Origin of the sequence: Streptococcus sanguinis (assembly GCF_019928825.1) — a bacterium.
Taxonomy (GTDB): domain Bacteria; phylum Bacillota; class Bacilli; order Lactobacillales; family Streptococcaceae; genus Streptococcus; species Streptococcus sanguinis_L.
The window spans coordinates 437365-463410 of the sequence record NZ_JAHZOP010000002.1 but is presented as its reverse complement, the minus strand read 5'-3'; the positions used below and the strand labels follow the sequence as shown (position 1 = coordinate 463410).

23 protein-coding genes and 1 pseudogene are annotated in these 26046 nt (G+C 44.8%); all 24 read right to left on the bottom strand.

From position 1 onward, the window contains the following. Nucleotides 1-262: 262 nt before the first annotated feature. Entirely contained in the window at nt 263-949 is a 687-nt protein-coding gene (locus tag K1J09_RS05840; protein WP_223323339.1) for a YwaF family protein, read from the bottom strand. Between the two features lie 18 nt (nt 950-967). Beyond that, nucleotides 968-1654: a YwaF family protein gene (locus K1J09_RS05835; RefSeq protein ID WP_223323337.1), complete on the bottom strand. Its 687-nt coding sequence runs from the start codon at nt 1652-1654 to the stop codon at nt 968-970. A gap of 107 nt (nt 1655-1761) precedes the next feature. Beyond that, nucleotides 1762-2373, bottom strand: coding sequence for an NUDIX hydrolase N-terminal domain-containing protein (locus tag K1J09_RS05830; RefSeq protein WP_223323335.1), 612 nt, complete (start codon nt 2371-2373; stop codon nt 1762-1764). Continuing rightward, the gene (locus tag K1J09_RS05825; RefSeq protein ID WP_223323334.1) at nt 2363-3733 is read right to left on the bottom strand and encodes a UDP-N-acetylmuramoyl-tripeptide--D-alanyl-D-alanine ligase; all 1371 of its coding nucleotides are present in this window, start codon (nt 3731-3733) and stop codon (nt 2363-2365) included. Before K1J09_RS05825 ends, K1J09_RS05830 begins: the two co-directional genes overlap by 11 nt. A 75-nt stretch (nt 3734-3808) precedes the next feature. After that, the gene (locus K1J09_RS05820) at nt 3809-4855 is read right to left on the bottom strand and encodes a D-alanine--D-alanine ligase (protein WP_223323333.1); all 1047 of its coding nucleotides are present in this window, start codon (nt 4853-4855) and stop codon (nt 3809-3811) included. 218 nt (nt 4856-5073) lie between these two features. Then, entirely contained in the window at nt 5074-5670 is a 597-nt protein-coding gene (gene recR / locus K1J09_RS05815; RefSeq protein ID WP_002897999.1) for a recombination mediator RecR, read from the bottom strand. A 103-nt stretch (nt 5671-5773) separates the two neighbouring features. After that, nucleotides 5774-7840, bottom strand: coding sequence for a penicillin-binding protein PBP2B (gene pbp2b / locus K1J09_RS05810; protein WP_223323332.1), 2067 nt, complete (start codon nt 7838-7840; stop codon nt 5774-5776). A 209-nt stretch (nt 7841-8049) separates the two neighbouring features. Then, entirely contained in the window at nt 8050-8742 is a 693-nt protein-coding gene (locus tag K1J09_RS05805) for a phosphoglycerate mutase (RefSeq protein ID WP_016466134.1), read from the bottom strand. Between the two features lie 149 nt (nt 8743-8891). Continuing rightward, nucleotides 8892-9632 (bottom strand): hypothetical protein, encoded by a 741-nt coding sequence (locus K1J09_RS05800; protein ID WP_223323331.1) that lies wholly within the window; start codon nt 9630-9632, stop codon nt 8892-8894. 467 nt (nt 9633-10099) lie between these two features. After that, nucleotides 10100-10543, bottom strand: coding sequence for a Fur family transcriptional regulator (locus K1J09_RS05795; RefSeq protein WP_223323330.1), 444 nt, complete (start codon nt 10541-10543; stop codon nt 10100-10102). Between the two features lie 223 nt (nt 10544-10766). After that, complete coding sequence (locus K1J09_RS05790; protein ID WP_223323329.1) at nt 10767-15338, bottom strand: LPXTG-anchored SHIRT domain periscope protein; 4572 nt, start codon at nt 15336-15338, stop codon at nt 10767-10769. Between the two features lie 332 nt (nt 15339-15670). Further along, nucleotides 15671-15946 (bottom strand): HU family DNA-binding protein, encoded by a 276-nt coding sequence (locus K1J09_RS05785; protein WP_002896125.1) that lies wholly within the window; start codon nt 15944-15946, stop codon nt 15671-15673. 112 nt (nt 15947-16058) lie between these two features. Continuing rightward, nucleotides 16059-16892 carry a DegV family protein gene (locus K1J09_RS05780; RefSeq protein ID WP_223323328.1) on the bottom strand — a complete coding sequence of 278 codons (834 nt, stop codon included), beginning with the start codon at nt 16890-16892 and terminating at the stop codon, nt 16059-16061. Between the two features lie 282 nt (nt 16893-17174). Then, nucleotides 17175-17903, bottom strand: a complete 729-nt coding sequence (locus K1J09_RS05775; RefSeq protein ID WP_125330588.1) for a metallophosphoesterase — start codon at nt 17901-17903, stop codon at nt 17175-17177. 52 nt (nt 17904-17955) lie between these two features. Continuing rightward, nucleotides 17956-19614 (bottom strand): DNA repair protein RecN, encoded by a 1659-nt coding sequence (recN, locus tag K1J09_RS05770; RefSeq protein WP_223323327.1) that lies wholly within the window; start codon nt 19612-19614, stop codon nt 17956-17958. Nucleotides 19615-19622: 8 nt separating this feature from the next. Then, entirely contained in the window at nt 19623-20054 is a 432-nt protein-coding gene (locus K1J09_RS05765) for an arginine repressor (RefSeq protein WP_002915680.1), read from the bottom strand. After that, nucleotides 20047-20862 carry a TlyA family RNA methyltransferase gene (locus K1J09_RS05760; protein WP_223323326.1) on the bottom strand — a complete coding sequence of 272 codons (816 nt, stop codon included), beginning with the start codon at nt 20860-20862 and terminating at the stop codon, nt 20047-20049. The genes K1J09_RS05765 and K1J09_RS05760 overlap by 8 nt, the downstream gene beginning before the upstream one ends. Continuing rightward, nucleotides 20855-21730 carry a polyprenyl synthetase family protein gene (locus K1J09_RS05755; protein ID WP_223323325.1) on the bottom strand — a complete coding sequence of 292 codons (876 nt, stop codon included), beginning with the start codon at nt 21728-21730 and terminating at the stop codon, nt 20855-20857. Before K1J09_RS05755 ends, K1J09_RS05760 begins: the two co-directional genes overlap by 8 nt. Further along, a complete protein-coding gene (locus tag K1J09_RS05750) occupies nt 21727-21939 on the bottom strand; it encodes an exodeoxyribonuclease VII small subunit (protein WP_223323324.1) in 213 nt (70 codons plus the stop codon). Before K1J09_RS05750 ends, K1J09_RS05755 begins: the two co-directional genes overlap by 4 nt. Next, entirely contained in the window at nt 21917-23257 is a 1341-nt protein-coding gene (xseA, locus tag K1J09_RS05745) for an exodeoxyribonuclease VII large subunit (protein ID WP_223323323.1), read from the bottom strand. The genes K1J09_RS05750 and xseA overlap by 23 nt, the downstream gene beginning before the upstream one ends. Next, nucleotides 23202-23439: pseudogene (locus K1J09_RS11850) on the bottom strand (initiator RepB protein). The gene xseA and the pseudogene K1J09_RS11850 overlap by 56 nt, the downstream one beginning before the upstream one ends. Next, on the bottom strand, nt 23415-24257 hold the full coding sequence (locus tag K1J09_RS05740) for an NAD(P)H-hydrate dehydratase (RefSeq protein WP_223323322.1): 843 nt from the start codon (nt 24255-24257) through the stop codon (nt 23415-23417). Before K1J09_RS05740 ends, K1J09_RS11850 begins: the two are co-directional and overlap by 25 nt. 107 nt (nt 24258-24364) lie before the next feature. Then, nucleotides 24365-25138, bottom strand: a complete 774-nt coding sequence (locus tag K1J09_RS05735) for an HAD hydrolase family protein (RefSeq protein WP_223323321.1) — start codon at nt 25136-25138, stop codon at nt 24365-24367. Further along, entirely contained in the window at nt 25135-25989 is an 855-nt protein-coding gene (locus K1J09_RS05730; protein WP_223323320.1) for a bifunctional methylenetetrahydrofolate dehydrogenase/methenyltetrahydrofolate cyclohydrolase, read from the bottom strand. Before K1J09_RS05730 ends, K1J09_RS05735 begins: the two co-directional genes overlap by 4 nt. Nucleotides 25990-26046: the final 57 nt, after the last annotated feature.

Sequence of the window (26046 nt, the reverse complement as noted above, 5' to 3'; positions counted from 1 at the left end):
TCTTTCTCTTCAGTTGTCATGGAAAAAATGACCTTATTCCGTTTCAAGAGATAGAGGATCAAGCCATCCGCCAGTTGTTAAGAAAGCCCAAAATTTGGGATGTTTCATTCTGCTAATAGAAGCGTCTAGCTCGACCAGCTTAAAGAGTTGATAGACAAATAGTCCGTTTGTTACTAGAAGCAAAGCAGGGCGTGATAAGGCTTCCTAATTTAAAAAAATTCCTGCCACATTAACTTGACAGGACTTGTAAACTTGAGATGAATTAACTGCGGACCAAACTTAACTGCTTTTTCCACCGTTTCTTAAACAATATATCAAAGAGAACCAGAGCCAGAGAAAGGATGACTGACACAAGAAGGTACTTTATCCATAGGGGGGCATCAGGGATGAAAGGCGGACTTTTTAGCAGACCGTAATTTCCTCCGGTCACTTGATTAACGCCGACTAGGAAAAGGTTGAGTCCAAAGGTGTAAGCTACAATCATGTATTTCTTGAGCAGGGTCTTGTCGTAGTGATTCATCAGATAAATCAAGGAATTAACCAAGAGGGCATAGTGGCCAATCAGGAAAGAAAAGCTGGTAATATGCGGGAAATCATAGGGGTCAAAAACTGGATAGCCCAAGGCAAATACCGCTCCGCTAGCTCCTAAAAGAGCAAAATACTGCTTGCTGCGCCATTTGTCTGGCAGAAAGACCACCGCAAACATAGCCAAGCGGCAATGATAGAAGGGCAGACTATTGGAAAAGGGAATTCGAAAACCAAAATACCAGCTATAAAGCATCAGCAGTTGAGCAATCTGAATCCACTTAAAAGCCTTGACAAAACGCGGATTATCATGGTATTTGAGTGAGCTCCAAATAGACAGCAAAACCAAAGCAATCATCACAGCATACCAAAAAATCGAGATAGGCGGTGCCACCGTTTTTGTCGTAGTTAAAAAATCTTTCATAAATCCTCCGTTAGATGATTAGGTTAGGGTGACTGTCTTGGTCTGCTCCACGCGCTTAAAAATGTCAGAAACCAAGCAGACTGCTGCACTTAAGACGATTGAGACAAGCAGATAATTGAGCAGGAGTCCGTGATTGCCAACAAGCGGCGGATCAGTGAGAAATCCATAAGAACCCTTTGTCAACATATTGATAACAAGCAAAAAAGCATTCATCATAAAGGTCGTCCACACCACTCGCTGCCAGCTCATAGAGAAAGTATGATAATATCTGAAAAGATAAATCAAACAATTTCCCAAGAGCGCCAGATGGCCGATGATAAAGGACAAAATAGTGATATGGGGAAAAGGATAGGGATCAAAAATCGGATAGATAAAGGCTACAATCGAGCCAAAAGTCCCCAAAAGTGCAAAATAAAATTTATAAACTGAGCGATTAGGCAGAAACATCAAGGCAAACATAGCCATTCTGCAATGATAAAAAGGCAGACTCTCAGACAGCGGGGCAGCAGTCAGCATATACCAAGAATAGAGGCTTATCAGCTGACAAGCTTGCATCCCGACAAATAGCTGCTGGTAAGGCTTCCGATTGTAGTAGCGATAGGAAAGCCAGATAATCGCAAAGACCAGCCCCAAAAGAACAAAATACCAAAGTCCTAGTTGAGGCGGTTCGGTTTTATAGGTTGTAAACATATCTCTTATTCCCATCTCCTAGGCTCCCATTCTAATATAAGGTTTGAACAAGGCTGAGTTTGCCTGTTGTTGCAATAATTTCTAGCTTTTTCAGACAAAAAGCATCCCAGAAACTTACTTAACTAATCCAAATACTGTTCTCTGCCTCCTTGATAAATCTCCCAAAGGATTTCCAACTGTTCTTTTGTCGTCCGCTTAGAAGATAATTCTGGTAGAGATTGGATATCAAAGAAAGCTAACTCTTCTATTTCTGTATTAGGCTGAAAATCTCCATCCTCTATCTGACACTCGAAGACCAGTTTAGCATATTGCTTACTCTGAAATTGAAATTTATTAGTATCAAAAATTGCAAGCAGACGCGAAACTGAAACATTAAATCCCGTTTCTTCTTGGACTTCCTTGACGATATTTTCCTTAGGAGATAGGCCGACTTCACAAAAGCCGCCTGGTAAAGCCCAAGTTTTCTCATTTTTACCCTTGACTAAACAGACTTTTCCGTCTCGAACCAGTACAGCTCGGACATCAATCAAAGGAGTGGCATAAAAATCCGTTGGGCGCAACAGCTCTGCCAATTCTTTCCCATCCAAATCTGACCAATCAGCCAGGAGGTGTCCCAAAAGCTGACGGAGTTCTAAGTAACGTTCTCGATCAAATTCATCACGACTAAATGCCAGTCCTGTCTCTGTAATAGAAAGGAGACGTTGAATGGTTTTTGCAGTTTCTTTAGTTTCCATCTTCCAAGTCCTCTACCAGCTTAGCCAGATTCATGGAATTGCTGCCTTTGAGAAGAATTTGGTCGGCAGGAGTCAGCTTCTCTCTGACAGCTTTAGTTAGTTGTTCAAACTGGTCTTTCTCGTCATTTTTGATAAAGTAATGAACCTTGCCTGGCGGGTAGATTTCCTTGGCATAGTCATAGAGGGCTTCCATGTCTTGTCCATAAAGGAAAAGGTCGGTCACAATTTCTGGATTGAGACTGGTAATCATCGAGCCATGCATGGACTTAGAGTCCGCTCCCAGCTCTTTCATATCCGCCAGCACTGCCAATTTTCGTCCGCCTGGATTGGCCGGAATGGTCGAGAAAGTCTCCAGAATCAAGCGCATGGCTGTTGGATTGGCATTATAGACATCCGATAGGATATCTGCGCCATTACCAGCTTTCTTCCACTCCGTTCGATTGCGGGTCAGCTCCAGCTCAGAAAAGGCTTGAGCAATAGCCGCCTCAGATACACCCTCCTGCAGAGCCGCATAGGCTGCAATCATGGCATTGGTCGCATTGTACTTACCGGTCACAGGCAGATCAATCCTATGCTCTAAAAAGTTGCAGTCAAAGCTCAAGCTGTCCTTGCGCTCTTCCAGACGCGTCAGGAAGATATCCGCATCAGGACCAAAGCGAACCAGTTTGCAGTCTGCTGGCAGAAATTCATTGACAATCTTATCTGCCGGAACAATCAAGAGACCATTTTCTCTTAGACCATCCGCAATCTGCATCTTGCCTTGGGCAATTTCAGTTCGGCTTCCGAAAAATTCTAGATGGGCTTCTCCGACCAGAGTTACAATGCCTGTCTTAGGTTTGGCCAGTTCAGACAAGAGATGGATATCGCCCAAGTGGTCCTGCCCCATTTCTAAGACAAGTTTCTCTGTGTCTTCAGGCATGTGAAGAACCGTATAAGGCAGACCGATTTCGTTATTGTAATTGCCCTGGGTCTTATAGGTCTTGTAAGTGGTTGCTAGTAGCTGAGCCAGCATATCCTTAGTCGTCGTTTTACCGTTGGAGCCTGTCACCGCCAGCACATCCACCTGCATCTTTTCCAGATAATACTGGGCCAAGCGCTGAAAGGCCGTCAGGACATCATCGACCAAGATATAAGCTCCCTCTGCCACTGGACGCTCAGATAGGGTGGCAGCAGCTCCCTGAGCAACGGCTGTTGGGATAAAGTCGTGGCCATCACGCGCTCCCTTAAGAGGCACAAAAAGGCCACCCGGCTCAATCAAGCGGCTGTCAAACTCAGCATTTCTAAGCGCAACATTTTCAAACTGAGTCACATCATTTTTCGCAGACAGGACTTCTGCTATTTCATATAAATCTAATTTCATACTTCTTCCTCGTTTTTCGGTTTGCTCGCAAAAAGAAAGGACCGAAAATTTTCAGCCCCTCTATTATATCATATTTTAGAGAAGATGCGCTTCTCTCTTAGCAAATGCCTCTTCAGCTAGGCCAACTAGTTTCTCAATCAAGTCAGGATAGGCCAGCCCCATATTTTCCCAAAGCAATGGATACATAGACCACTGGGTAAAACCTGGCATGGTATTGAGCTCATTAAGGAAAACCTGACCATCTTCTGTATAGAAGAAATCACAGCGGGACAGCCCCAGACCACCTAGAGCTCGGAAAGCGGCCTCTGCATTTTGACGCATCAGACTCACCACTTCTTCTGGAATCTTGGCCGGAATATCCATGGTAATTTTATTATCAATGTATTTGGCTTCGTAGTCATAGAAAGCCACGTCCTTGACCACTTCTCCAGGCAGGGTACTCTTGACGTCAACATTGCCTAGAAGTCCAACCTCAATCTCACGAGCTGTTACACCTTGCTCAACCAGTACCCGGCTGTCGTATTTGAAAGCCAGGTCCAGAGAAGCACGCAGTTCTGCTTGGTTTTCAGATTTAGAAATGCCGACACTGGAGCCCATATTGGAGGGCTTGGTGAAGACTGGATAGGTCAATTTCTCCTCGATTTCCTGGATTTTTTGCTCTAGATCCTCGCCATCAACTAGCGCCACATAAGGCACTTGGGCAATGCCTGCCGATTCCAGCACTCGCTTGGTCGTGATTTTATCCATGGCCAGGCTAGAGGATAAAATATTACAGCCGACATAAGGCATTTTGAGTACTTCTAGGAAGCCTTGAATAGAACCATCTTCGCCCATGGGACCATGCAGAACTGGAAAGACCACTGCTCCATCTTCGTAAATATCGCTAGGCTTAATCTTCCGAGACATATCCACTGTGGCATTTGTCATCAGTTTCTCATCAGCAGCTGGCTTTGCTTCAAATTCCTGAGTTTGGATAAAATCTCCATCCTTGGTGATGAAGTAAGTCTTCACCGAGAATCTATCATAATTGACAGCCCGCATGACGCTCTCAGCTGATAAAACCGAAACTTCCCGCTCTGCACTGCGTCCGCCATACAATAAAATCAATCTTTGTTTTGCCATGATTTTTCCTATCATTTTCTAAAAATAGTACGATTTACAAAAGCTGCCAGCCCGAGAAGAATCAAGTTCAAAAGCTTGGTTTTGCATCTACCTAGCTAGTCGATTCTTCTAAGCAGGAGCTTCTGTATCAGTCCGTTTTAGTATATCACAATTCCCAGCATTTTTGAACAGAAAAAAGGACTCTTCTAGCCAGCTAGAGCCAGAAAAATCCTTTATGTTTATAATTCCGTCCGATTTTCGATAGCGCGAATCAGCGTGACCTCATCCGCATACTCAATGTCGGAGCCAACCGCCAAACCACGCGCTAGGCGAGTCACCTTAATCCCAGCAGGTTTCAGGACACGTGAGATATACATGGAAGTCGCTTCGCCATCCGCAGTCGCATTAGTCGCAACGATAACCTCTGTCACCTCACTATCCATCAGACGAGTAATCAGGCTTTTGAGATTGATATCGTCCGGTCCAACGCCGTTCATAGGCGAAATCAAGCCATGCAGGACATGATAAAGTCCGTGGTATTCCTGGATATTTTCCATGGCTGACACATCCCGGCTGTCCTCAACAATCAAAATAGTTGATTGATCGCGCGACTGGTCTTGACAGATTGCACAAGGGTCTTCGTCCGTCAGGTTGCCACAGACAGAGCAGTAGCTCAGCTCACGCTTAGCAGCCAGTAGATTCTTGGCAAATTCATTAACATCGTCATCGCTCATGCCAATAGTGTAAAAAGCCAGTCGAGTGGCTGTTTTGATGCCAATGCCGGGCAGCTTAGAGAAACTGTCAATCAGCTTGGCAATAGGGGTTGGGTAAAGCATAAAATCCTTTCTCTATTCTCAAAAAATCTCCTCAAACCAGATTGCTCTATTTGAGCACTGACTGCATTAGCTTTCTATGTTTGCTGATGATTTTCATTGAGCACTAATTCATAGGGTGTTGTTGATTGTATAGATTGATAATATCACGAGTGATACTGTGGCTGACAGTAGAAGATAGGTCCGTATTGTGAGGGAACACCACCGCCACCGCAATCTGCGGTTTCTCACTTGGTGCATAGGACACGACATTGGTATTGATGGCTTCTTTCTTGCCCTTGTCCACAAAGGTCTCAGCCGTACCAGTCTTGGCACTGATTGGCACGATCTCTCCCTGGGAAATGGTTCGACCAGTCGTAAAGCCACTGCTGCCATGAACCACTTGATAGAAGCCTTGCTTGATAATGCTCATATCCTCGTCAGAGATATTAACCTGGTTCAGCTCCTTGGTGTCAATTTTCTGCACCAAATCACCGAGTCCTCCTTGGTCACTGTTACCGTAAATGCCTTCAACGATATGCGGAGCCACACGCTTGCCGTTATTAGCTACTGTTGAGGCATACTGAGCCAGCTGAAGCGTTGTATAGTTGTCAAACTGGCCAAAAGAATTGGTCAGATAGTTGGCAAAGGTAAACTTGTCTGGAAGATAGCCTGTGGACTCATTTGGTAGGTCAATCCCTGTTGAAGTTCCCAGACCATACTCTGCAAAGGTCGACCGCAGCTTTTTCATGGACGGATCCAGCTCATCAAAATCCAGCTTCATATCCGCTGAGTAAGGCGTCCCCATCATCTTCAGCGCTACCTGCACCATATAGGTATTGGAAGAGTATTCCAAGGCTTCTTGGGCTGTGATGGCACGTGAACCATACTGGGTAAACCAAGAAGTGATACTGTCCGTACCGCCAAAGCTAATCGGTTGGTCTGTCAGGACTTGGTTGCCGCTAATGGCATTATTCTCCCAGCCCGAGGTCAATGTTGCAGCCTTGACCACAGATCCCGGAACAAAGACATTGGTCATGGTTCCCAGAGCATCGACAGAGTTTTCTCCCGTTTCCAAATCATGACGGATGCCTGCCATAGCCAAGACGGCGCCAGTATTTGGATCCATAGCTACAGCATAGACACCCTCAGAGTAAGTCGCATTGCCACTAGCCAACTCTGCATTAAAGGCATTTTTGAGAATGTCCTCCACTCCCTGCTGGAAGCTCAAGTCCACCGTCAGCTTGAGATTGTCTCCCTTACTGCCGTCAGAGATATTTTCCACACTCTCCATATTACCATTTTTGTCCAGATGAATCTCCTTCTCAGCTCGCTTGCCTTGCAGGACTGACTCATACTGCTTTTCCAAATAGGAGGTCCCCACCCGGTCATTGAGAGAGTAGCCTTTTTTCAGGTAATCATCCACTTCCTCAGCTGGTAACCCAGTCTTTTCTGTCGAGATATTACCCACGATAGAAGCCAGCGAGGTATCCAAGACCTTACGGTCCCAGCCCGTTGAGACACTGATACCTGGCAGTTCCTTGCTGCTGGAAGCTAGTACAGCCACCTGCTCTGTTGTCAGCGGATCTGTCTGGATGGTTCCCGTCGCAAAGTTGGAAATTGCATTCATCTGACTAAAGAGAACAATAGCCTTTTTTTCCTCATCCGTATAGCCCAGCTGCTTAGGGTCAATGCTCTCAGCTGCCGCCTTATAGATTTTGGACTCGGGCAAGCGATTGCCATCTGTATCAAATTTCTTGTCCTTGGGCAGCTTTTCAACTACTTCCTGATAGACTGCACTGTCCGCCAAATAATAGTCCACCTCTTGGCGATCTGTCACCTCTGTATCGCTGACACTGACATAGGTCAGGAGCTTTTGAGCTGTCGCTCGAATCTCTCCAGCCGTCAGCCGGTTATCCCGTGTATAGGTCACCACCTGCTTGGTCGTATTTTCCACCAAGGGTTTGCCGGTAGCATCATAAATCTGCCCACGCACTGAGCTAGTGGTAATCTTGGTCTTACTGGCCTTGGCCAACTTATCCGTATAAAAGTCCTGATTGACCACCTGCATATAGCCCAGACGGGCAATCAAGGCTAAAAACAAAAACATCACGATTCCAAACAGCAGATAAAGCCTTCTGGTGATGGAATGACTGTCAAATTTTCTCTTCTTCCTTGCCATCTTCTCTCTCATTCTAGTAAAAGTTCTGACCTTTATTTTACCATAAATCCAGCTCGATGAATGTCTCAAAACTGATAGAAAATCTGAAAATGTGGACGAGTTAAGAGGAAATCCGCTAAACCTCGGAACAGAAAAGACTTGCCGGCTAGGCTTCCAGCAATCCTTGTCCTTCCTCTCTGGAAAAGCAAAGAACCTGAGAATAATCTCAGATTCCTTTAAGCTTATTTTCCAAGGTAGTATTCTTTTACTACGTTCAATTTTTCGTCGAATTCGAATACCAATGGTGGGAAGTTTGGAATTTCCACGTCCATGATTTCATCGTCAGACAGTTGTTTGATGTGCTTCACAAGGGCACGGATAGAGTTACCGTGTGCACCTACAAAGACATTTTTGCCATCTTTCAAAGCTGGAGCAATCTTGTCTTCCCAGAATGGAAGAGCACGTTCCAAAGTCACTTTCAAGTTTTCAGCATCTGGAATAACTGAGTCGTCAAGTGAAGCGTAACGACGGTCAGTGTGTGCTGAGTACTCATCATCACGTGGCATTGCTGGAGGCAATACATCGTATGAACGACGCCAGATATGCACTTGCTCATCACCAAATTGCTCAGCTGCTTCTGCCTTATTTTTACCAGTCAGACCGCCATAGTGACGCTCGTTCAAACGCCATGATTTTTCAACTGGTACCCAAAGCTGATCAGACGCTTCCAAAGCAAGGTTAGTTGTCTTAATCGCACGCTTCAATACTGAAGTGTAAGCTTGGTCAAACTCGATACCAGCTTCTTTAATCAGTTTACCAGCGTCGATTGCTTGCTGAGTACCTTTTTCAGACAAGTCAACATCAGCCCAACCAGTGAAAAGGTTCGCTTTGTTCCATTCAGACTCACCGTGGCGAGCAAAAACTAATTTTACCATTAGATGGATTCTCCTTTTATTTTCCGAGGCAGTCCCCGTTTATCTATTCTATTTTACAAAATTTTCGCCTAAAAAGCTAGCCTATTTCGTCAAATCAGACCTTTTTCAGCAAGAAAGCGCTTTTGTATTTCCTAGCAGAAACCTTTACCTTAGCACCCACCAGACAGATAAGCCTCATTAGCTTCCTTGAGCCACCAAGTCCGTCTCCTGTCTATCAACTGATAAATAAGCAGCAAGCCAGATACAATCCAGATGGAGAGCATATTGACAAAAATGAAAAGTTCTACACCCCTGACGTGCTGATCCGAAGTTAGGTAATCATACTTTGATATGTAATTATCTCCAATCACCTTGTAGACACCTGGCATTACTTGATTAATCCCAGCAAATACTGCCAAGAAAAAAGCTAGCTGCACAGGTAAGGAATAGATGATTTTATGAAAACGAACGAAACCCAAAGAAAAGCTAGTGAAACGCCTAGAACGCTCTCCAGTAAAAAAGAAGATAAAAAGAGGAAGATAAGCAATATGGGTAAAGTCAGATACTAGCGGTGTATGAGGTGTAATCGGAAAAAAGTCTCTAAAACCATAGTCTCCATTCCTCAAAAGCCAATTACTAAAATCTATTGGAAAACTATAAGATATAAATGCAATTAAGGTGATTATGATAAGTTTCCATTTCATAATCCAGAGTCGCTTCACTTTTTGATAAATCAGAAAAAGACGTGAGCGATCCACACTGTTTTGAGGAAGATTTTCCTTTATTAGCTTGCCACAGGAAGGACAAATAGGATAGTCCGATTCCCCTTCAAAAAGAAGATGACGGCATTCCAAAAAAGGCGATTCTCTGCTTCCTGATATCTCTTCCTCCCAATCTCTTCTCCAGAACATAAGACCTCCTAAAAATCAAACCTACCCACAAAGTAATACCCCTTAAAGATTTCGATACTACAGACTTATGGCGAATTTACCTATATTGTAAATCCTTCAGAACTCTTTGAATCTCTTTGTACAAGGCTTTATTCTGCTTTCATTATATCAAAAGAGAATTGGCCTGTAAAATAATAGCATAAGTATATAAGGGGTTGTACTTGAAATATCTGATCTTGCTAAGTGCTGTACTTGACTAGGTACCAACGTCTCTAAGCTCAGATGATATCCTGCGAACAAGCCTCGCTAAAACACATAGAAAAAGGCTAAGAGACATAAGTTCTAGCCTTACCTTTTATTAGGAATAGAATCTTAACGCAATAGCTGATTGCTCAAATTGCTGCTTTGAAGTTGCAGATTGAATTTGCAAAGCGAGTCACAACTTTGTCCGTCTTTAGGCTCCAAAAAGCTGCTAATCATCCTCGCAGTCACACCGCCTCCTGCTGGCATTGGGGGCATAGGCCATAGACAGTCGTTTGGCTTTGGGTGATGTGGTAGCCAGTCTGCACTTCAGCCTCATGCTTCACATCCGGAAGTTCCAGCTCCATATCAGCGATACGACCGCATTTTTCACAGATGACATTGAGGTGCTGATGGCCCATAAAGTCAAAGTAGGTCGTCGTATTATTGCGAACCTTGAGCTCAGCGACAAAACCCTCATCAATCAGAACCTTGAGATTATTATAGACTGTTGCCAGACTCATATTAGGAAAATTGGGCTTCAAGTCCTGATATATCATTTCAGCGCTAGGATGGTCGTGACTTTGGATAATATAGTCAATTACCGCCTTCCGCGTTTCTGTAATACGCACGCCCTTGGCGCGCAAATGGCCAATTACTTGGTCAAAATCATGCTGATGTTCTTGTTTCATTATTTGCTCCGTTATAGCCTCTCATCTAAGTCATTACCATTATACCATGACTAGGCTTACTTGGCTATTAAGAATGATTGTAAATAAGACCTAAAATTTTTTAATTCTATCAGTGCCTTGATTTTCCTGCCAAAAATAAAAAGCCTGCTATTCCCAACAAAAGTTGAGATAACAGACTTTTCATATATTCTAGATTTTCAAAACTTTTTACTGAAGCTTAATCTTAGTCACGCTGACGTTTGGTCAAGCCAACTGCTCCTCCAAAAGTCAAGAATCCAAGAATCAGCATCCAGATAGATGTATCTTGGCCGGTCTTAGGCAGAATTCGTTTCTTGCCAATCTCTTTAACTTGAGCATCTACAAGCAAGCGGTTGGTTACATTCATGCCTTCAGCTTGATTGCTGTAGCCTTCCACTTCGTCCTCGCGGACACTATAGATGATTTCTTTTCCATCCTTGAAGCGTGGCAGATTTTCAAAGCTGTATTTCCAGCCCATCGCCTCATCAACAGTTACGCTGATGCCTGTATCCTGTCCATCTGCGAGTAAGTGAACAAGGACACTCTTTGGTCGGCGACCTGCAGCGTTATCATTGTCAATCCAGATCACACTGCCAGTAAGCGTAGTTGAGTCAGATGCGAAAGTCCAAGTACCGACAAAGTGAACATCTGCACCATTAATAGTTGCTTCGTTCTTGTCATATGACTGGAAGCTCCAGCTGCCATCGGCTGTCTTCACTTCCGTCTTGACTGGCTGTGTTGGAGTAGCTTTAGTACCATCTGACAAGTTTGCTTGGTCGCTTGGAAGTATATCTTTCACTGCTTGCGGCAATTCTTTACCTGCTGTTCCACTAACGAACTCGTGAGTAGCCTTATAAGTTGGCGCTGGAGTAAAGTCCCATGTTCCAACAAAGCGAGCGTCCGCTCCATTGATAGTCTCTTCTGCCTTATCGTAAGACTTAAAGGTCCATGTACCTTCGGTTGTTTTCACTTCTGTCTTTGATGGCTGGGTTGGAGTGGCCTTAGTGCCGTCTGCCAAATCAGATTTATCGCTTGGAAGCAAAGCTTTCACTTCTTGTGGCAATTCTTTACCTGCTGTACCGCTGACAAATTCATGTGTAGCCTTGTAGGTTGGTGCCGGACTAGGCTTCGCCACAAACGTCCAAGTTCCAACAAATTTAGCATCTGCACCATTAATAGTTGCTTCGTTCTTGTCATATGACTGGAAGCTCCAAGTGCCATCAGATGTTTCAACTTCTGTCTTGACTGGTTGTGTCGGAGTGGTCTTAGTGCCGTCGGCCAAATCAGATTTATCAGTTGGAAGCAAAGCTTTCACTTCTTGTGGAAGTTCCTTACCTGCTGTACCGCTGACGAACTCATGCACTGCTTTATAAGTTGATGATGGAGTTGCTGTGAATTCCCATGTACCAACAAAGTGTGCATCCGCTCCATTGATGGTCTCTTCAGCCTTATCGTAAGACTTGAAGGTCCAAGTACCGTCTGCTACCTTCACTTCTGTCTTCGATGGTTGCGTTGGAGTTGTCTTAGTGCCATCTGCCAAATCAGGCTTGTCGGCTGGAAGCAAGTCTTTAACTTCTTGTGGCAATTCCTTACCTGCTGTTCCACTGACGAACTCATGAGTAGCCTTATAAGTTGGATTGGGGGTGAAGTTCCAAGTGCCGACGAACTTCACATCTGCTCCATTGATGGTCTCTTCGTTCTTATCGTATGACTTGAAAGTCCAAGTGCCATCAGCGGTTTTCACTTCTGTCTTCACTGGTTGTGTTGGAGTGGCTTTCGTACCGTCGGCTAAATCAGATTTATCGCTTGGAAGCAAGGATTTCACTGCTTGTGGCAATTTCTTACCTGCTGTGCCACTAACGAACTCGTGAGTAGCCTTATAGGTTGGCGCTGGAGTAAAGTCCCAAGTGCCGACAAAGTGCGCATCCGCTCCATTGATAGTCTCTTCGTTCTTATCGTATGACTTGAAGGTCCAAGTACCGTCTGCGGTCTGCACTTCCGTCTTAGTTGGCTGGGTTGGAGTGGCCTTAGTTCCATCTGCCAAATCAGGCTTGTCGGCTGGAAGTAAATCCTTCACTGCTTGTGGCAGTTCTTTACCTGCTGTCCCACTGACGAACTCATGAGTAGCCTTATATGTTGGCACTGGAGTAAAGTCCCATGTACCAACAAAGTGAGCGTCCGATCCATTGATCATCTCTTCTGTCTTATCATAAGACTTGAAAGTCCAAGTACCATCAGTGGTCTGCACTTCTGTCTTTGTTGGCTGTGTTGGAGTGGTCTTAGTGCCATCTGCTAAATCAGGCTTGTCGGATGGAAGCAAGGATTTCACTTCTTGTGGCAATTCCTTACCTGCTGTACCACTAACGAACTCGTGGGTAGCCTTATAAGTTGGATTTGGGGTGAAGTCCCAGGTACCAACAAAGTGCGCATCTGCTCCGTTAATCGTCTCTTCTGCCTTGTCGTAAGACTTAAAGGTCCAAGTGCCATCAGCGGTCTTCACTTCTGTCTTCACTGGCTGCGTTGAAGTAGCTCTCGTACCGTCGGCCAAATCAGGCTTGTCTGCTGGAAGCAAATCCTTCACTGCTTGTGGTAAGTCTTTACCAGCTGTACCACTAACAAACTCGTGGGTAGCCTTATAGGTTGGCGCTGGAGTAAAGTCCCAAGTGCCGACAAAGTGAGCGTCCGCTCCATTGATAGTTTCTTCAGCCTTATCGTAAGACTTGAAGATCCAAGTGCCATCAGCGGTCTTCACTTCCGTCTTGACTGGTTGTGTTGGAGTAGCCTTGGTGCCATCTGCCAAATCAGATTTATCGCTTGGAAGCAAATCTTTCACTGCTTGTGGCAATTCCTTACCTGCTGTACCACTGACGAACTCATGGGTCACCTTATAAGTTGGCGCTGGTGTAAAGTCCCATGTTCCAACAAAGTGTGCATCCGCTCCATTAATCGTCTCTTCTGCCTTGTCGTAAGACTTGAAGGTCCAAGTACCATCAGCGGTCTTCACTTCTGTCTTCATCGGCTGGGTTGGAGTGGCCTTAGTGCCATCTGCTAAATCAGGCTTGTCGGATGGAAGCAAGGATTTCACTTCTTGTGGCAATTCCTTACCTGCTGTACCACTAACGAACTCGTGTGTCGTCTTATAAGTTGGATTTGGGGTGAATTCCCAGGTACCAACAAAGTGCGCATCTGCTCCGTTAATCGTCTCTTCTGCCTTGTCGTAAGACTTAAAGGTCCAAGTGCCATCGGCGGTCTGCACTTCCGTCTTAGCCGGTTGTGTCGGCGTGGCCTTAGTGCCATTCTCCAGATTCTTTTCTGTTTCTGGTGTTAGGTCTTTGATTTCCTGCGGGAGTTCCTTACCAGCAGTGCCACTGACAAATTCATGTTTCTTTTCATAGAGCAAGTCAGTAGTAACTTGATTAGATGGTGCTGAAAGATTATCTACTTTTAAAGTCACGGTATTTGCAATCGTTGCAGCACCCTTTTCTGCTACCTTTTGATTGGTTGCAGTCTTGTAGGTAATGACAATATCCTGAGAAGAATTTGCTTTAACATACTCAGGTGTCATCTTGACCGTAACGGTCTGGCCTTTCTTTTCAATCGTGTAATCACGACCTTCCTGCAAGGCATTACCGCCAGCCTCAACCTTGAGCTCCTTGTAATCCAGACGCTCGTCAAAGGTTTCAGTCATCTCAATAGTAGTCGGGGTAGCCAAAATATCCTTACCAGGAACTGGAATCTTGAAGGTTCCCTTATAAGTCACCTCTTGACCTTCCTTAGCTGGAATCTTAACTGGATCCACTTCTAAGACTGGCTTGGGATCAACTTTTTCAATATAAAGACCAAAGACTGCCGAGCAAGCTTCTGTTGATAAATAACCGAAATTCAACGTGTTATCTGCAGAACGAACGGCCAAACCAGAGATGTTGTTTTCATTAGCAGCACCGCTAGTTGAAGTCGTTGCTTCCCAAATTGTCCGACCGCTCTGATCTGTTTGATTCAAAGCATTGGCATTGTTCATCAAGCGCTTATCAACAGCATTTTTATAATCATTAATATAGAAAGACTCTTTTAGACCAAAGCCGTCAACTACATCAATGTCAGTCGGTTTCATAACCAACTTCAAATCTGTATCCGAACCATCCGCATAGCGTAGCTCTGCTGTAACATCAGCCTCCACCCAGAAAGCTTTGTTCATAATGTTATTATGAGCAGTATCCACATATGGGATATTCCCAATCTCAAAAGCGCTTCTTTCCCACAACTCTGAAATAGAGAAAAATTCTACTGCATCTTTTTGAGCATCATTCATCTGAGCTTCTGCTGTAGATGAGTTCAGATAGTGGAGTGTTACCTTATTAAAAGTCAGATAGGCATCTACTTGTTTTCCATAAGCCGTTCCAACATTAGAGAACTTAAGAGAAAGCGGCTTATTAAAGACCTGATCTGCTTTTTGAGACTTGTCTACCTTGATGGTAAAATTTTCCATTTCTCCAGGGTAGACTGCTCCCAGATACTCATAGTTTGGATTAGTCAGATGAACCTGTTCAATCGCCTCTGACTTAGAAAGAACACTGACATTGTTAACATTCAAGTCAAACTTATGAATATTCAACTTGGACAAATCCGTTCCATCCTTCAGCTCCTCCAAGGCAGACAATGTCTGAATGGGGAGCAAAAAGATTGAAAAAAGCACAACAAATAATCCCATCAGCAAGCGAAATTTGTTGCCAAAAGGATTATCAGGGCGCAGTGAGCCCTGAAGTGGTTTCCATTTCATTTCTTACCTCCTAAACTTTTTCAATGATCTCGCAATCATTACGCAAAAAGAAATGTTCCCTTCATTTTATCATAAAGACTTATGATTTAAAAGCGCTTTTGCTAAAATTTTCAACTTTTTATTTTAAGTCTTTAAAAATGTTTGTCCTTTATCATTCTCTTTTGATTAGAGACAATCTCCTTCACTTCTTTGCAAAATAAAAACTCCAAGGAAGTTCATAAATTAACTTTCTCGAAGAGCCAACTTTCTTTGCTAAACTCAAGAACTGATAGCAAAAAGAAAAACCTGACATACTCGCCAGAGGCAAATGTGTCAGGTTTTAATAACCAAAATTATTTTACAGCGTCTTTAAGAGCTTTACCTGCTTTGAAAGCTGGTACTTTAGAAGCTGCGATTTTGATTTCTTTACCAGTTTGTGGGTTGCGGCCTTTACGTGCTGCACGCTCACGAACTTCAAAGTTACCAAAACCGATCAGTTGAACTTTTTCACCTTTTGAAAGGTACTCAGTTACAGCTGCGAATACAGCATCAACTGCTGCTGCTGAATCTTTTTTAGTCAATTCTGTAGCTTCTGCTACTTTTGCGATCAAATCTTGTTTGTTAGCCATTTAACAAATCCTCCAAATTTTTTCTGGGTTGATAACCCTAACAAATATTATCATATCTAAAAATAGCTTTCAGGTCAAGTACTAAGCCGCTATTTTCTAAATTATTATGGTTTTATTCGTAACGAATCAGCACAGCCCAAGCATTTTCCCCTGTATGTGTCTGAATAATGGACCCTGTTTCCAGCACTGAAATAGGTTTCTTGACATACGGCTGTAAACTTTCCTTCATTTCCTGGGCCAATTCTGGATCGCCTGCATAGGAAATTCCAATCTCAACCACTTGCTTATTTTGAAGACTTGCTGTCAAATCATCCAACCATTTTTTAAAGGTCTTAGCGCCCCTGCCCTTGACAATGGGCTCCAGCTGATGGTCCTTCATTTGCATGATGACACGAATATTGAGCAGGGAGCTAATCAGACCAGAAACTCGGCCAATACGGCCTCCTTTAACCAGATTTTCTAAGGTGGAGAGACCGATGTAGAGCTCTGTCTTTTCTTTCACTTCCTCGATTTTAGCTAGAATCTCATCTAGGCTAGCTCCTTCTTTAGCCATTTTAGCTGCTTCGGTGACCTGGAACTTCATAGCCTGATCAGTAAAAGAGCTGTCAACAACCGTCACATCAGCATTAGCCAAAGTCGCTCCCTGACGAGCTGCTTCGACAGTCCCTGACAAGGCGTGAGACATGTGAATGGAGATAATCTGTGCTCCATCCTCTGCCAAATGCTCAAAAACATCAGCAAAGACTCCGACAGGCGGCTGGCTGGTTTTAGGAAGATTTCGACTAGACTGCATGAGACGAAGAAACTCACCTTCCTCTAGGTCTGCATCCGAATAGACCACCCCGTCCACCATAACAGAGAGAGGCACAATTGTAATGTCTAATTCCTTAGCAACCTCTGGTTCAATGGTTACAGATGAGTCTGTTACGATTTTTATTTTTGTCATAGATTTCCTACTCTGTATCTAAATTTTAACTTGTTATTACACTACATTATACCAAATTTTTATGGTTTTGTGGGGGAATATTCGCTAAAATCACAGCTCAGGCCAAGCGTTTCCTAAATTTAATCTGCTTGTTTTAGTTTTTTAATCTTTTTGCGCTTCTTTAAAATTAGATGAAAAAGTGTTTACATGCAGCTTTTTTAGCTTTATTGGGGAAAATTTTGGGAAAAAGCTGGTTTTCAAAGAGAAACTCAGCAAAAAAAGATTGGATTTTCCCAATCTTTTTCAGTCTTCGGCTACCAAACCATCATTTTTTATGGCATACCGCTCTATGATGCCATTATGACCAAAGACAACTCCGTGGAGTACTCCTCCATAGACAGCTCCGCCATCCATTCCAATCTTGCCATCCTCAGTCATCCATAGCTGATCAGTTCCCGGTGCCTTATGCAAGAGGTAAAATGTCGGTGTATGGCCAAAGACAATCGTTTTGCCAGTCTGATTACTGCCTTCGTGAAAAGGAGCGCGAATCCAAACTTTTTGATAATCACTGGTTTCTCGCCAGTCTTTCAGCTCCAAATCTAGGCCGGCATGGACAAAAATGTACTGTTCTGTCTCCAACAGGAAAGGAATCTGACGAATAAAATCTACTAAATCTGCCGCCTCCGTCTTGACATGTTCCGCGTCTGCTAGTCCATCTACAGGAGCATTGAGAGGTCGGCCTAAAAGCGAATTGATCGTCGTATCTCCACCATTGCGTCGGTAGTGGTCATAAGACTTTTCAGGATTGTCCAGCCAGGTCAGAAACATATACTCATGATTGCCAGACAGACAAACAGCTCCTTTCTGATCCACTAGGTCCTTGACCCGCTCCAAAACTGCTCGGCTGTCCTCGCCACGATCTATCAAGTCGCCTAGAAAGACTAGTTGGCTGCGACCGTCCCAGTGCTGGAGCAGCTCATCTAGCATATCAGCCTTGCCATGGACATCACCGATTGCAAAATATTCTGTCATACGCGTCACCTCCTAAAGGAGACCGAAACACTAGTGTCTCAGCCTCGCTTGTTTATTTCTTTAATAATTCTCTGGCCTGAGTCAAAGCAGCCTCCGTCACATCTTCGCCAGCCAGCATCTTAGCGACTTCCTGAACCCGCTCGTCAGCTGTCAACAGGCGAACCGTTGAGACGGTCGAATTCTCATCCGAAATCTTCTCAATAAAGAACTGATAATCGGCAATCGCAATGACCTGCGGCAGATGGGAAATAGCCAAGACTTGGCCATTGGAGCCAATCTTGTAAATCTTCTGAGCAATAGCCTGGGCCACTCGACCAGAAACGCCCGTATCCACTTCGTCAAAGACAATACTGGTCTTGCCTTCCTTACGAGAAAAGGCAGACTTGATTGCCAACATGAGACGGGAGAGCTCGCCGCCAGACGCAACCTTCACCAAAGGTTTGAAATCCTCGCCTGGATTTGCCGAGATGTAAAACTCTACTTGTTCATTGCCTTCACGGTTGAACTTGCCCTTACTGAACTGCACTTTAAAGCGCGCCTTTTCCATGTAGAGATCCTGTAACTCTTGCTTGATTTCTGCTTCCAGCTGTGCTGCTAGGCCGTGACGAGCCTGACTCAGCTCCTGGGCCAGCTCTACCAGCTCTCTCTCCAAGGCCTTCAGCTCTCGGTCCATATCCTCCGAGGACAAGTTACTTCCAGTTAAAAGGCTGTATTCTTTGGAAATCTGAGCAAAGTAATCCAGCACATCATCTACTTGGCCGCCGTATTTACGTGTGATGCTGTTAATCAAGTCTAAGCGACTCTCCACCTGCAGCAGCCGATCTCCGTCAAAGTCCAGTCCATCTAAAATGTCCTCTAGGCGCTTGCTGACATCTTCCAAGACATAATAAGTCTCTGACAAGCTGCCGGAAAGCTCCTTGTAGGCTGGATCGTAATCCTCGATAGACTCAAGGTCGTTCATAGCTGAACGGACATTGGTCAGACTGGAAAAATCTTCATTATCCAGCATGGTATAGGCGTTCGTCAGCGTATCGGCAATGAGCTTGTGGTTGAGCAAACGATCTCGCTCCTGATGCAGGGCAGTATCTTCACCGCTTTTGAGGGCTGCGCTCTCAATCTCCGCCATCTGAAACTCCAGCATCTCAATCCTGGCCTTATGCTCCTGCTGATTTTTCTGCAAAGTCAGGACTTGCTTACGCAGGCTTCGATAGCGGTCAAAGGTCTCCTGATAGAGGCCTTTGAGATGCAAAAAGTCTGCTGTTCCAAACTCGTCTAACATGGCAATATGAAGCTGGGGTCTCATCAGCTCTTCCTGATCGTGCTGACCATGGATATCCACCAAATGCTGACCAACAGCCTTTAGAACAGACAAATTAACCATCTGGCCATTGATACGGCTGACACTACGGCCGTTTTGCAGAATTTCCCGACGGATAATCAGCTCATCGGTCAGCTCCCAGCCCTGCTCCTCAAAAATCTCTCGCAAAGCTCTGCTATTTTCCAGCGAAAAAAGTCCCTCTATCTCAGATTTGGATGCCCCATGACGAATAACATCCGTCGTAGCACGGCTGCCCAGCATCATGTTCATCGCATCAATAATAATAGACTTGCCGGCTCCGGTTTCCCCGGTCAAAACTGTCATACCTTGCTCAAAATTAAGGGAAATCTCCTCAATAATGGCAAAATTTTTAATCGAAATTTCTAATAACATAGGCTTTCCTACCAATGGTGAATGATGGTTGCAATCCTTGCAGCTGCTTCCTCTGTCATCATAACCATCAAAATACTGTCGTTGTCTGCCAAGATACTGAAAATATCCTCAGCGAATTCATTTCTAAGATGGCGCTTGACCAGTGCTGTGCTCCCCGGAACCAGACTGAGATTGATCATATTTCCCAAAACCTGACAGGACAGGATATTATTTTCTGCCAAACCCAGACTGCTGGTCATGGTCTTAGGTAGCTCGTAGATATAGGTGTTGTCCTTGAGCGGTATCTTGACAATGCCCAGCTCCTTGATATCCCTAGAGACCGTAGCCTGGGTCGCTGTAATCCCAGACTCCCTGAGATGTTCTACAATTTCCTCCTGTGTGCCAATGTCATAGTCACTGACAAAGCGTCTAATCTTTTCTAATCTATCCTTCTTATTCATCCTTAAATTCCTTGTGTGCTGCCTCTACAACAGCTGTCATCATTACTGAATCAAGAGACTGCGGATCTGTGCTCTTTTCTAAATAGGCCAGAAATTCTACATTGCCCTGACCGCCCTGAATAGGCGAAAAATCCATTCCCTTGACAGAAAAGCCAGCCTCCATCATAAATGCTGTGACCTTTTCCAGAACTGCCAGATGGACCTTTTTATCCTTGACAATCCCTTTTTTACCAATCTGCTCGCGGCCCGCTTCGAACTGGGGCTTGATCAAGGCGACCACTAGGCCATCCTGAGCCAAAATCTCACGCAGAGCTGGCAAAATCAAACTCAGCGATATAAAGCTGACGTCAATACTGGCAAAGCTCGGCTCCTGCTCAAAGTCAGTCCTTTGGGCATAGCGAAAATTATACTGCTCCATGCTAACAACCCGCTCATCCTGCCTGAGCTTCCAAGCCAGCTGATTAGTACCAACATCTACTGCATAGACCAGCTTAGCTCCGTGCTGCAGCATGACATCTGTAAAACCGCCAGTCGAAGCTCCGATATCCAAGGTCACTCGATCAGTGACCGAAATATCAAAGACTTGCAAAGCCTTTTCTAGCTTGAGACCGCCACGGCTGACATATCTGAGTTTCTCGCCTTTTAAGCGTAGCTCTGTTGTTGTGTCAATCTTTTCACCTGGCTTGTCAAAGCGCTGGCCATTGGCTGCAGCAATGACTAGTCCAGCCATCACACCACGCTTAGCCTGCTCTCTGGTCTCAAAGAGCCCTTGTCTGTAGGCCAGCACATCTACTCTTTCCTTAGCCATTCAATCTCAAACTTTCTATTATCTTTTGAATTTTTCCGCCTGAAAACTCTGTCTTCTCTTCCAAGTCTGACAGAATAAGCACAGCTTCATCAAGGGTCTGATTGAAAAAGCTCTTAGCTCCATCCAGTCCCAGAAAGGCTGGATAAGTCGACTTGGCCGCAGCTAAATCTTTCTGCGGGGTTTTACCCAGCTCTTCAAAGCTGGCCGTCACATCCAAAATATCATCCCGCACTTGAAAGGCCAAGCCCAAGAGTTCTCCAATCCTACGAAGCTTGTCTTGAACAGACTGCTGAGCCTGAACAATCAAACCAGCTGCGACAAAAGGATAGGTCAGTAGCTTACCAGTCTTATTGGCATGGATGGTTTTTAAATCTTCTAAACTAATTGCTTGGCCTTCGCCTTGCATGTCCAGAACTTGTCCTGCGACCATACCAAAGCTCCCTGCTGCCAGAGACAACTCAGAAATTAATTCCACCTTGACCTGACTAGGCAGCTCAGTCCTTGCCAATAGTCCATAGGGGTCCAAAAAGAGAGAATCACCCGCCAAAATAGCCATATCCTCTCCAAACTTCTTATGGCTAGTCAAGCGGCCGCGGCGATAGTCGTCATCATCCATAGCCGGCAAATCATCATGGATAAGGCTGCCAGTGTGAATCATCTCAAGAGCCGCCGCGACCTGATAGTGGGCCTCAGCCAGCTCTAGGCCAAAAGCTTGAATCAACTCCAATAACAGTAAGGGACGAATTCGCTTGCCTCCAGCCTGCACCGAGTACAAAATAACTTCTGATAAATCCGGCGACACTTGCTGAGACTTATAAAAATCCTCAATCGTCTGACCAATCTTTTCTAGTTTCTCGTTTCTTGTCATTCCATTTCCGTTTCTGTACCATCTTCTTGCATGACCTTAACAAGTGTCTTCTCTGCTTGATCTAAGGTTTTTTGCAGTTCCTTTGAAAGCTTCATCCCCTTTTGGAATTCTGCAATCGCCTCTTCCAAGGCTACATCACCATTTTCCAGCTTTTGGACAATGACTTCCAAGTCTGCTAAATTTTCTTCAAATTTCTTTTCTTTGGACATGTTTTACCTCTACTTCCAGCTGCCCATCCCGCATAAGCAGGGTCAGCTCATCTTTTTCTTCAATGCCTGCACTTGACTCGACAACCTTTTGATTCTTTTGGACAATAGCATAGCCACGCGCCACGATTCGACTGGTATCCAGCATAAGCAAGGCCTCGGACAATCTCCTGACTTGAGCTACCTTATTATCATAAATGACTGCCATGTTGCTGCGCAGCAAACGCTCCAGCTGGGCAGTCTGCTCTTGAAAACGCTGAATGCGACTGAGCGGATTCAATGTTTCCAAACGATGCTGCAAGATTTTGACCCGCTGTTGCTCTTCACTATAATATTCGCGAATTTTTTGCTTGAGTCGCAGGTTGAGCTGGTCTAACTTCTGCAGATGGCCATCGTAAAGCCGCTCTGGCTGTCGGAAGATAACCGACTGGGTCAGTTTATTCAGTCGCTCTCGATAATAGCTCAGGCGATTGGAAATCGCTCGTGACATGCGGTTTTCCTGCTGCTGCAAATGCCCCAGCAGATCCAGCTTGGTGACCGGTGTTGCTAGCTCAGCCGCAGCCGTTGGAGTCGCAGCTCTGCGATCTGCTACAAAGTCCGCCAAAGTCGTATCTGTCTCATGGCCGACACTAGAAATAACAGGAATCCGAGACTCAAAAATAGCCCGAACTGTTTCCTCTTCGTTGAAAGCCCAGAGATCTTCGATAGAACCACCACCTCGACCAATAATCAGTACATCCAAATCCGACCGCTCATTGGCCAGTCTGATGTGGTCAGCAACCTGAGCTGCAGCCCCATCTCCCTGCACTTTTGTCGGATAAAGGACAATCTCCACTCCCGGAAAGCGACGGCTGACCGTCGTGATAATATCCCGAATAACCGCTCCGCTGGGACTGGTTACGACGCCGATTTTCTTAGGAAATTGAGGTAAGGCCTGCTTGAATTTATCTTGAAAAAGCCCCTCTTCTCCCAGTTTTTTCTTGAGCTGTTCAAACTGGATAGCCAAGGCACCGATACCATCCGGCTCCGCTTTTTCAATGATGATAGAATAGGAACCGCTCGGCTCATAGAGCTGCACCCGGCCAATGACATTGATTTTCATACCTTCTTCTAGCTCAAAGCCTAGCTTCTGGTAGACACCAGACCAAATCGTAACCTGAATGACGGCCTTCTCATCCTTTAATGAAAAATACTGGTGATTGGGGCGCCGGCGGAAATTGGACACCTGGCCAGTCAGATAGACCCGCTCCAAATAAGGATCTCGCTCAAACTTCATCTTCAGATACTTGGTCAAGGTCGAAACCGACAAATATTCTGGCATGTCCTTTCCCTTTCTTTTCTAGTTTTTCCGTAACTTTTATTATAACAAAAAACTGCATAAAAAACCGATTACAAAGTCCAAAAATCCCCTGAAAAGCAAGAAAAAAACTGGGCTTCTACAAGAGAACCCCAGCTGACTTAAAACCTCAAGAAAAAGTCTACTGACTCATCTCCTTCATCCACCTTGGAATGGCTCTACTGATTGCCGTTGGCAGGACGACATAAGCTTCATGACTCAGTTCATCTGCGATAAGGGAGTGAAGAAGAGTTGCAGCCGCCACTCGCTCAAAGAGACTGCTTGACTTGAACTGACCCGCAAAAGCGGCAATCATACCAGCCAGCGTATCCCCCATTCCGCCAGTTGCCTGATAAGGTCCGCCTACTGTCAGCTCAAAGACCTGCTCTTGCCCGCTTTGATAGATGGTCGTCCCATGCTTTTTCTGCACGACAATACTGTCCAGAGGCAGTTGATTGACCGCCGCCTGATTGGCTACTGCTACCTGTTCTGACAAGTTCAAATCCGATAAACCTTCCCACTCCTTTTGGTGAGGGGTAAAAACTGTTTGGGCTTTTGGAAATGGCAAAGCTGCTTTGCTAAAGAGAGAAATGGCTCCGCCATCCATGATAAGTATCTGCTGTTCTGCCACAGTCTGGACTACCATTTGTAGGATATCTAGACCTAGTTGATTCTCCGCCAAGCCAGGACCAATCAAGACTAGATCTGATTTGGTCAGTTGCTCTGTCAATCGGTCTTGTTCCTCTAAGTCAAAGGCCATGGCCTCCGGCAAATGACTGTGCAGAGGGGCGATATTTTCTCTATCTGTAGCAACAGTCACCAGACCTGCTCCACTATTGACTGCTGCTAAAGCTGCCATGATAATGGCACCTCCATATGGATAGGTCCCCCCAATCAATAAAAGACGACCGTAATCGCCCTTGTGACTATCCAAGGGACGTTCCCTAATGACTTTTTTTAAAATATTTTCAGGATTTTTTACCATGATATTCTCCTAGACCAACTTCATCCTGCACCGGTCTCAAGACGACCAAACCTATCTTCATTATACACTAAAAGGCACCTAAACAGGTGCCTCATATCGCAAGAAAGTTATTTTCTTCGGAAATCTGCAAATTTTTGTAAGATTCTTGCTGCGACTGCCTTGGGTAAATTTTCCTGAAAGGCGACCTGCTCGTCCGCATAATCGCTCAAGCCTGAGAAATCCCCAACCTGCACAGCGTAGAGAGAATTCTTAAAGAGCTGGATATCATTTTGATCATTACCAAAAGCCACATAATCCGAACCGCAGAGTTCCTTTACAGTTGAAGCTTTATTGGTTTCAGCCGGATTGATATAAAAACATTTCTCATGTTCATGATAGTCTAGACTTAGATTAGGCAAGTTTGCAAAACGAGCCTGTAAATCGTTTAAGAGCTGCTCATGATTCCCCATGTAAATAACAAGCTTAATAGGATGCTGGAGTTCAGTTAGTTCCAGCTGTCTTGCCCGCTTGAGAGGATCTACACTGGCAATAAAAGGGATTTTTTCTAAAATCTGGCCGCTGTAGTCAAAAGTATTATCGACGAAAAAAGGCAAATTATAGGTCAAACAAGTGTCTAGAATGGCTTGATAACTTGACTGATGCAGCTGACGCTCAAACATCAGCTGTCCATTCTGATAAGCTACTCCGCCGTTCAGGCCAATCACTATCTGCTGGCTCAATTCCGGGCCTAATAGTCCCAGACAATCTCGATAGGAACGCGCCGAAGCAAACAAAACTTCATGCCCAAACTGAGGAGCCGTTAGCAGGACCTGCTTAATCTCCTCATCAATCGTCATATAATCAAAGGACAAGGTCCCATCCAAATCAAAAACAAATTTCATGATTCAAGACTCCGTTTAAAGGCTTGGTAGGTCTGCTCCATCAGCATGGTAATGGTCATAGGTCCAACACCTCCAGGTACAGGGGTAATCAGACTGGCAAGTTCAGACACTTCATCAAACTTAACGTCGCCAATCAGCTTGCCATTTTTATCTCGGTTCATACCGACATCAATGACAACAGCTCCTTCCTTGACAAAGTCCTTGGTCACAAAATGTCCACGACCGATGGCCACCACCAAAATATCTGCCCGCTTAGCAGTCTTAGCTAGATTGTGGGTCCGTGAATGTGTCAGAGTTACCGTCGCATTCTTAGCTAAAAGCAGCTGAGCCATGGGCTTACCGACAATATTACTCCGCCCGATGACGACTGCTCGCTTGCCTTCCAGTTCAACGCCATATTCATGGAACATAGCCATAATGCCTGCAGGAGTTGCCGGAATCATAACCGGATGGCCGCTCCATAGCTTGCCCATATTAAGCGGATGAAAGCCATCAACATCCTTGTCTGGATCAATGGCTAGAAGCACAGCTTCATCATCAATATGTTCAGGCAAGGGCAGCTGGACCAAAATCCCATGCCAATCAGGATTTTGATTATAAGTTTCAATCAAGCTCAAGAGCTCTTCCTGGCTGGTTTCTTCTGGCAGACGTTCTACCTTACTCCGAAAGCCAGCGGCCAAGGCCGAGCGCTCTTTATTACGCACGTAGATTTGACTGGCTGGATTATTTCCTACCACAATCACTACCAAGCCCGGTACCTGACCTGTCTTTTCTTTGAGGCGAGCCGTTTTTTCGGCTAATTTTTTCTGAAGTTTCTCTGCCAAACCTCTACCATCAATAATCTGCGCCATGTCATTCTCATTTCTTTTTCATTATCTTTTTCATTATACCAAAAAAATCTGTGCTCA

Excerpts from the sequence above, each read along its gene's own strand:
- K1J09_RS05830 (WP_223323335.1), bottom strand. The coding sequence starts at position 2,373 with ATGGAAACTAAAGAAACTGCAAAAACCATTCAACGTCTCCTTTCTATT.
- K1J09_RS05780 (WP_223323328.1), bottom strand. The coding sequence starts at position 16,892 with ATGACAAAAATAAAAATCGTAACAGACTCATCTGTAACCATTGAACCA.
- K1J09_RS05775 (WP_125330588.1), bottom strand. The coding sequence starts at position 17,903 with ATGACAGAATATTTTGCAATCGGTGATGTCCATGGCAAGGCTGATATG.
- K1J09_RS05750 (WP_223323324.1), bottom strand. The coding sequence starts at position 21,939 with ATGTCCAAAGAAAAGAAATTTGAAGAAAATTTAGCAGACTTGGAAGTC.
- pbp2b (WP_223323332.1), bottom strand. The coding sequence starts at position 7,840 with ATGAGAGAGAAGATGGCAAGGAAGAAGAGAAAATTTGACAGTCATTCC.
- K1J09_RS05795 (WP_223323330.1), bottom strand. The coding sequence starts at position 10,543 with ATGAAACAAGAACATCAGCATGATTTTGACCAAGTAATTGGCCATTTG.
- K1J09_RS05840 (WP_223323339.1), bottom strand. The coding sequence starts at position 949 with ATGAAAGATTTTTTAACTACGACAAAAACGGTGGCACCGCCTATCTCG.
- K1J09_RS05805 (WP_016466134.1), bottom strand. The coding sequence starts at position 8,742 with ATGGTAAAATTAGTTTTTGCTCGCCACGGTGAGTCTGAATGGAACAAA.
- recR (WP_002897999.1), bottom strand. The coding sequence starts at position 5,670 with ATGCTTTACCCAACCCCTATTGCCAAGCTGATTGACAGTTTCTCTAAG.
- K1J09_RS05785 (WP_002896125.1), bottom strand. The coding sequence starts at position 15,946 with ATGGCTAACAAACAAGATTTGATCGCAAAAGTAGCAGAAGCTACAGAA.
- K1J09_RS05755 (WP_223323325.1), bottom strand. The coding sequence starts at position 21,730 with ATGACAAGAAACGAGAAACTAGAAAAGATTGGTCAGACGATTGAGGAT.
- K1J09_RS05730 (WP_223323320.1), bottom strand. The coding sequence starts at position 25,989 with ATGGCGCAGATTATTGATGGTAGAGGTTTGGCAGAGAAACTTCAGAAA.
- K1J09_RS05735 (WP_223323321.1), bottom strand. The coding sequence starts at position 25,138 with ATGAAATTTGTTTTTGATTTGGATGGGACCTTGTCCTTTGATTATATG.
- K1J09_RS05760 (WP_223323326.1), bottom strand. The coding sequence starts at position 20,862 with ATGGCTAAGGAAAGAGTAGATGTGCTGGCCTACAGACAAGGGCTCTTT.
- K1J09_RS05800 (WP_223323331.1), bottom strand. The coding sequence starts at position 9,632 with ATGTTCTGGAGAAGAGATTGGGAGGAAGAGATATCAGGAAGCAGAGAA.
- K1J09_RS05825 (WP_223323334.1), bottom strand. The coding sequence starts at position 3,733 with ATGAAATTAGATTTATATGAAATAGCAGAAGTCCTGTCTGCGAAAAAT.
- recN (WP_223323327.1), bottom strand. The coding sequence starts at position 19,614 with ATGTTATTAGAAATTTCGATTAAAAATTTTGCCATTATTGAGGAGATT.
- K1J09_RS05740 (WP_223323322.1), bottom strand. The coding sequence starts at position 24,257 with ATGGTAAAAAATCCTGAAAATATTTTAAAAAAAGTCATTAGGGAACGT.
- xseA (WP_223323323.1), bottom strand. The coding sequence starts at position 23,257 with ATGCCAGAATATTTGTCGGTTTCGACCTTGACCAAGTATCTGAAGATG.
- K1J09_RS05765 (WP_002915680.1), bottom strand. The coding sequence starts at position 20,054 with ATGAATAAGAAGGATAGATTAGAAAAGATTAGACGCTTTGTCAGTGAC.
- K1J09_RS05790 (WP_223323329.1), bottom strand. The coding sequence starts at position 15,338 with ATGAAATGGAAACCACTTCAGGGCTCACTGCGCCCTGATAATCCTTTT.
- K1J09_RS05835 (WP_223323337.1), bottom strand. The coding sequence starts at position 1,654 with ATGGGAATAAGAGATATGTTTACAACCTATAAAACCGAACCGCCTCAA.
- K1J09_RS05820 (WP_223323333.1), bottom strand. The coding sequence starts at position 4,855 with ATGGCAAAACAAAGATTGATTTTATTGTATGGCGGACGCAGTGCAGAG.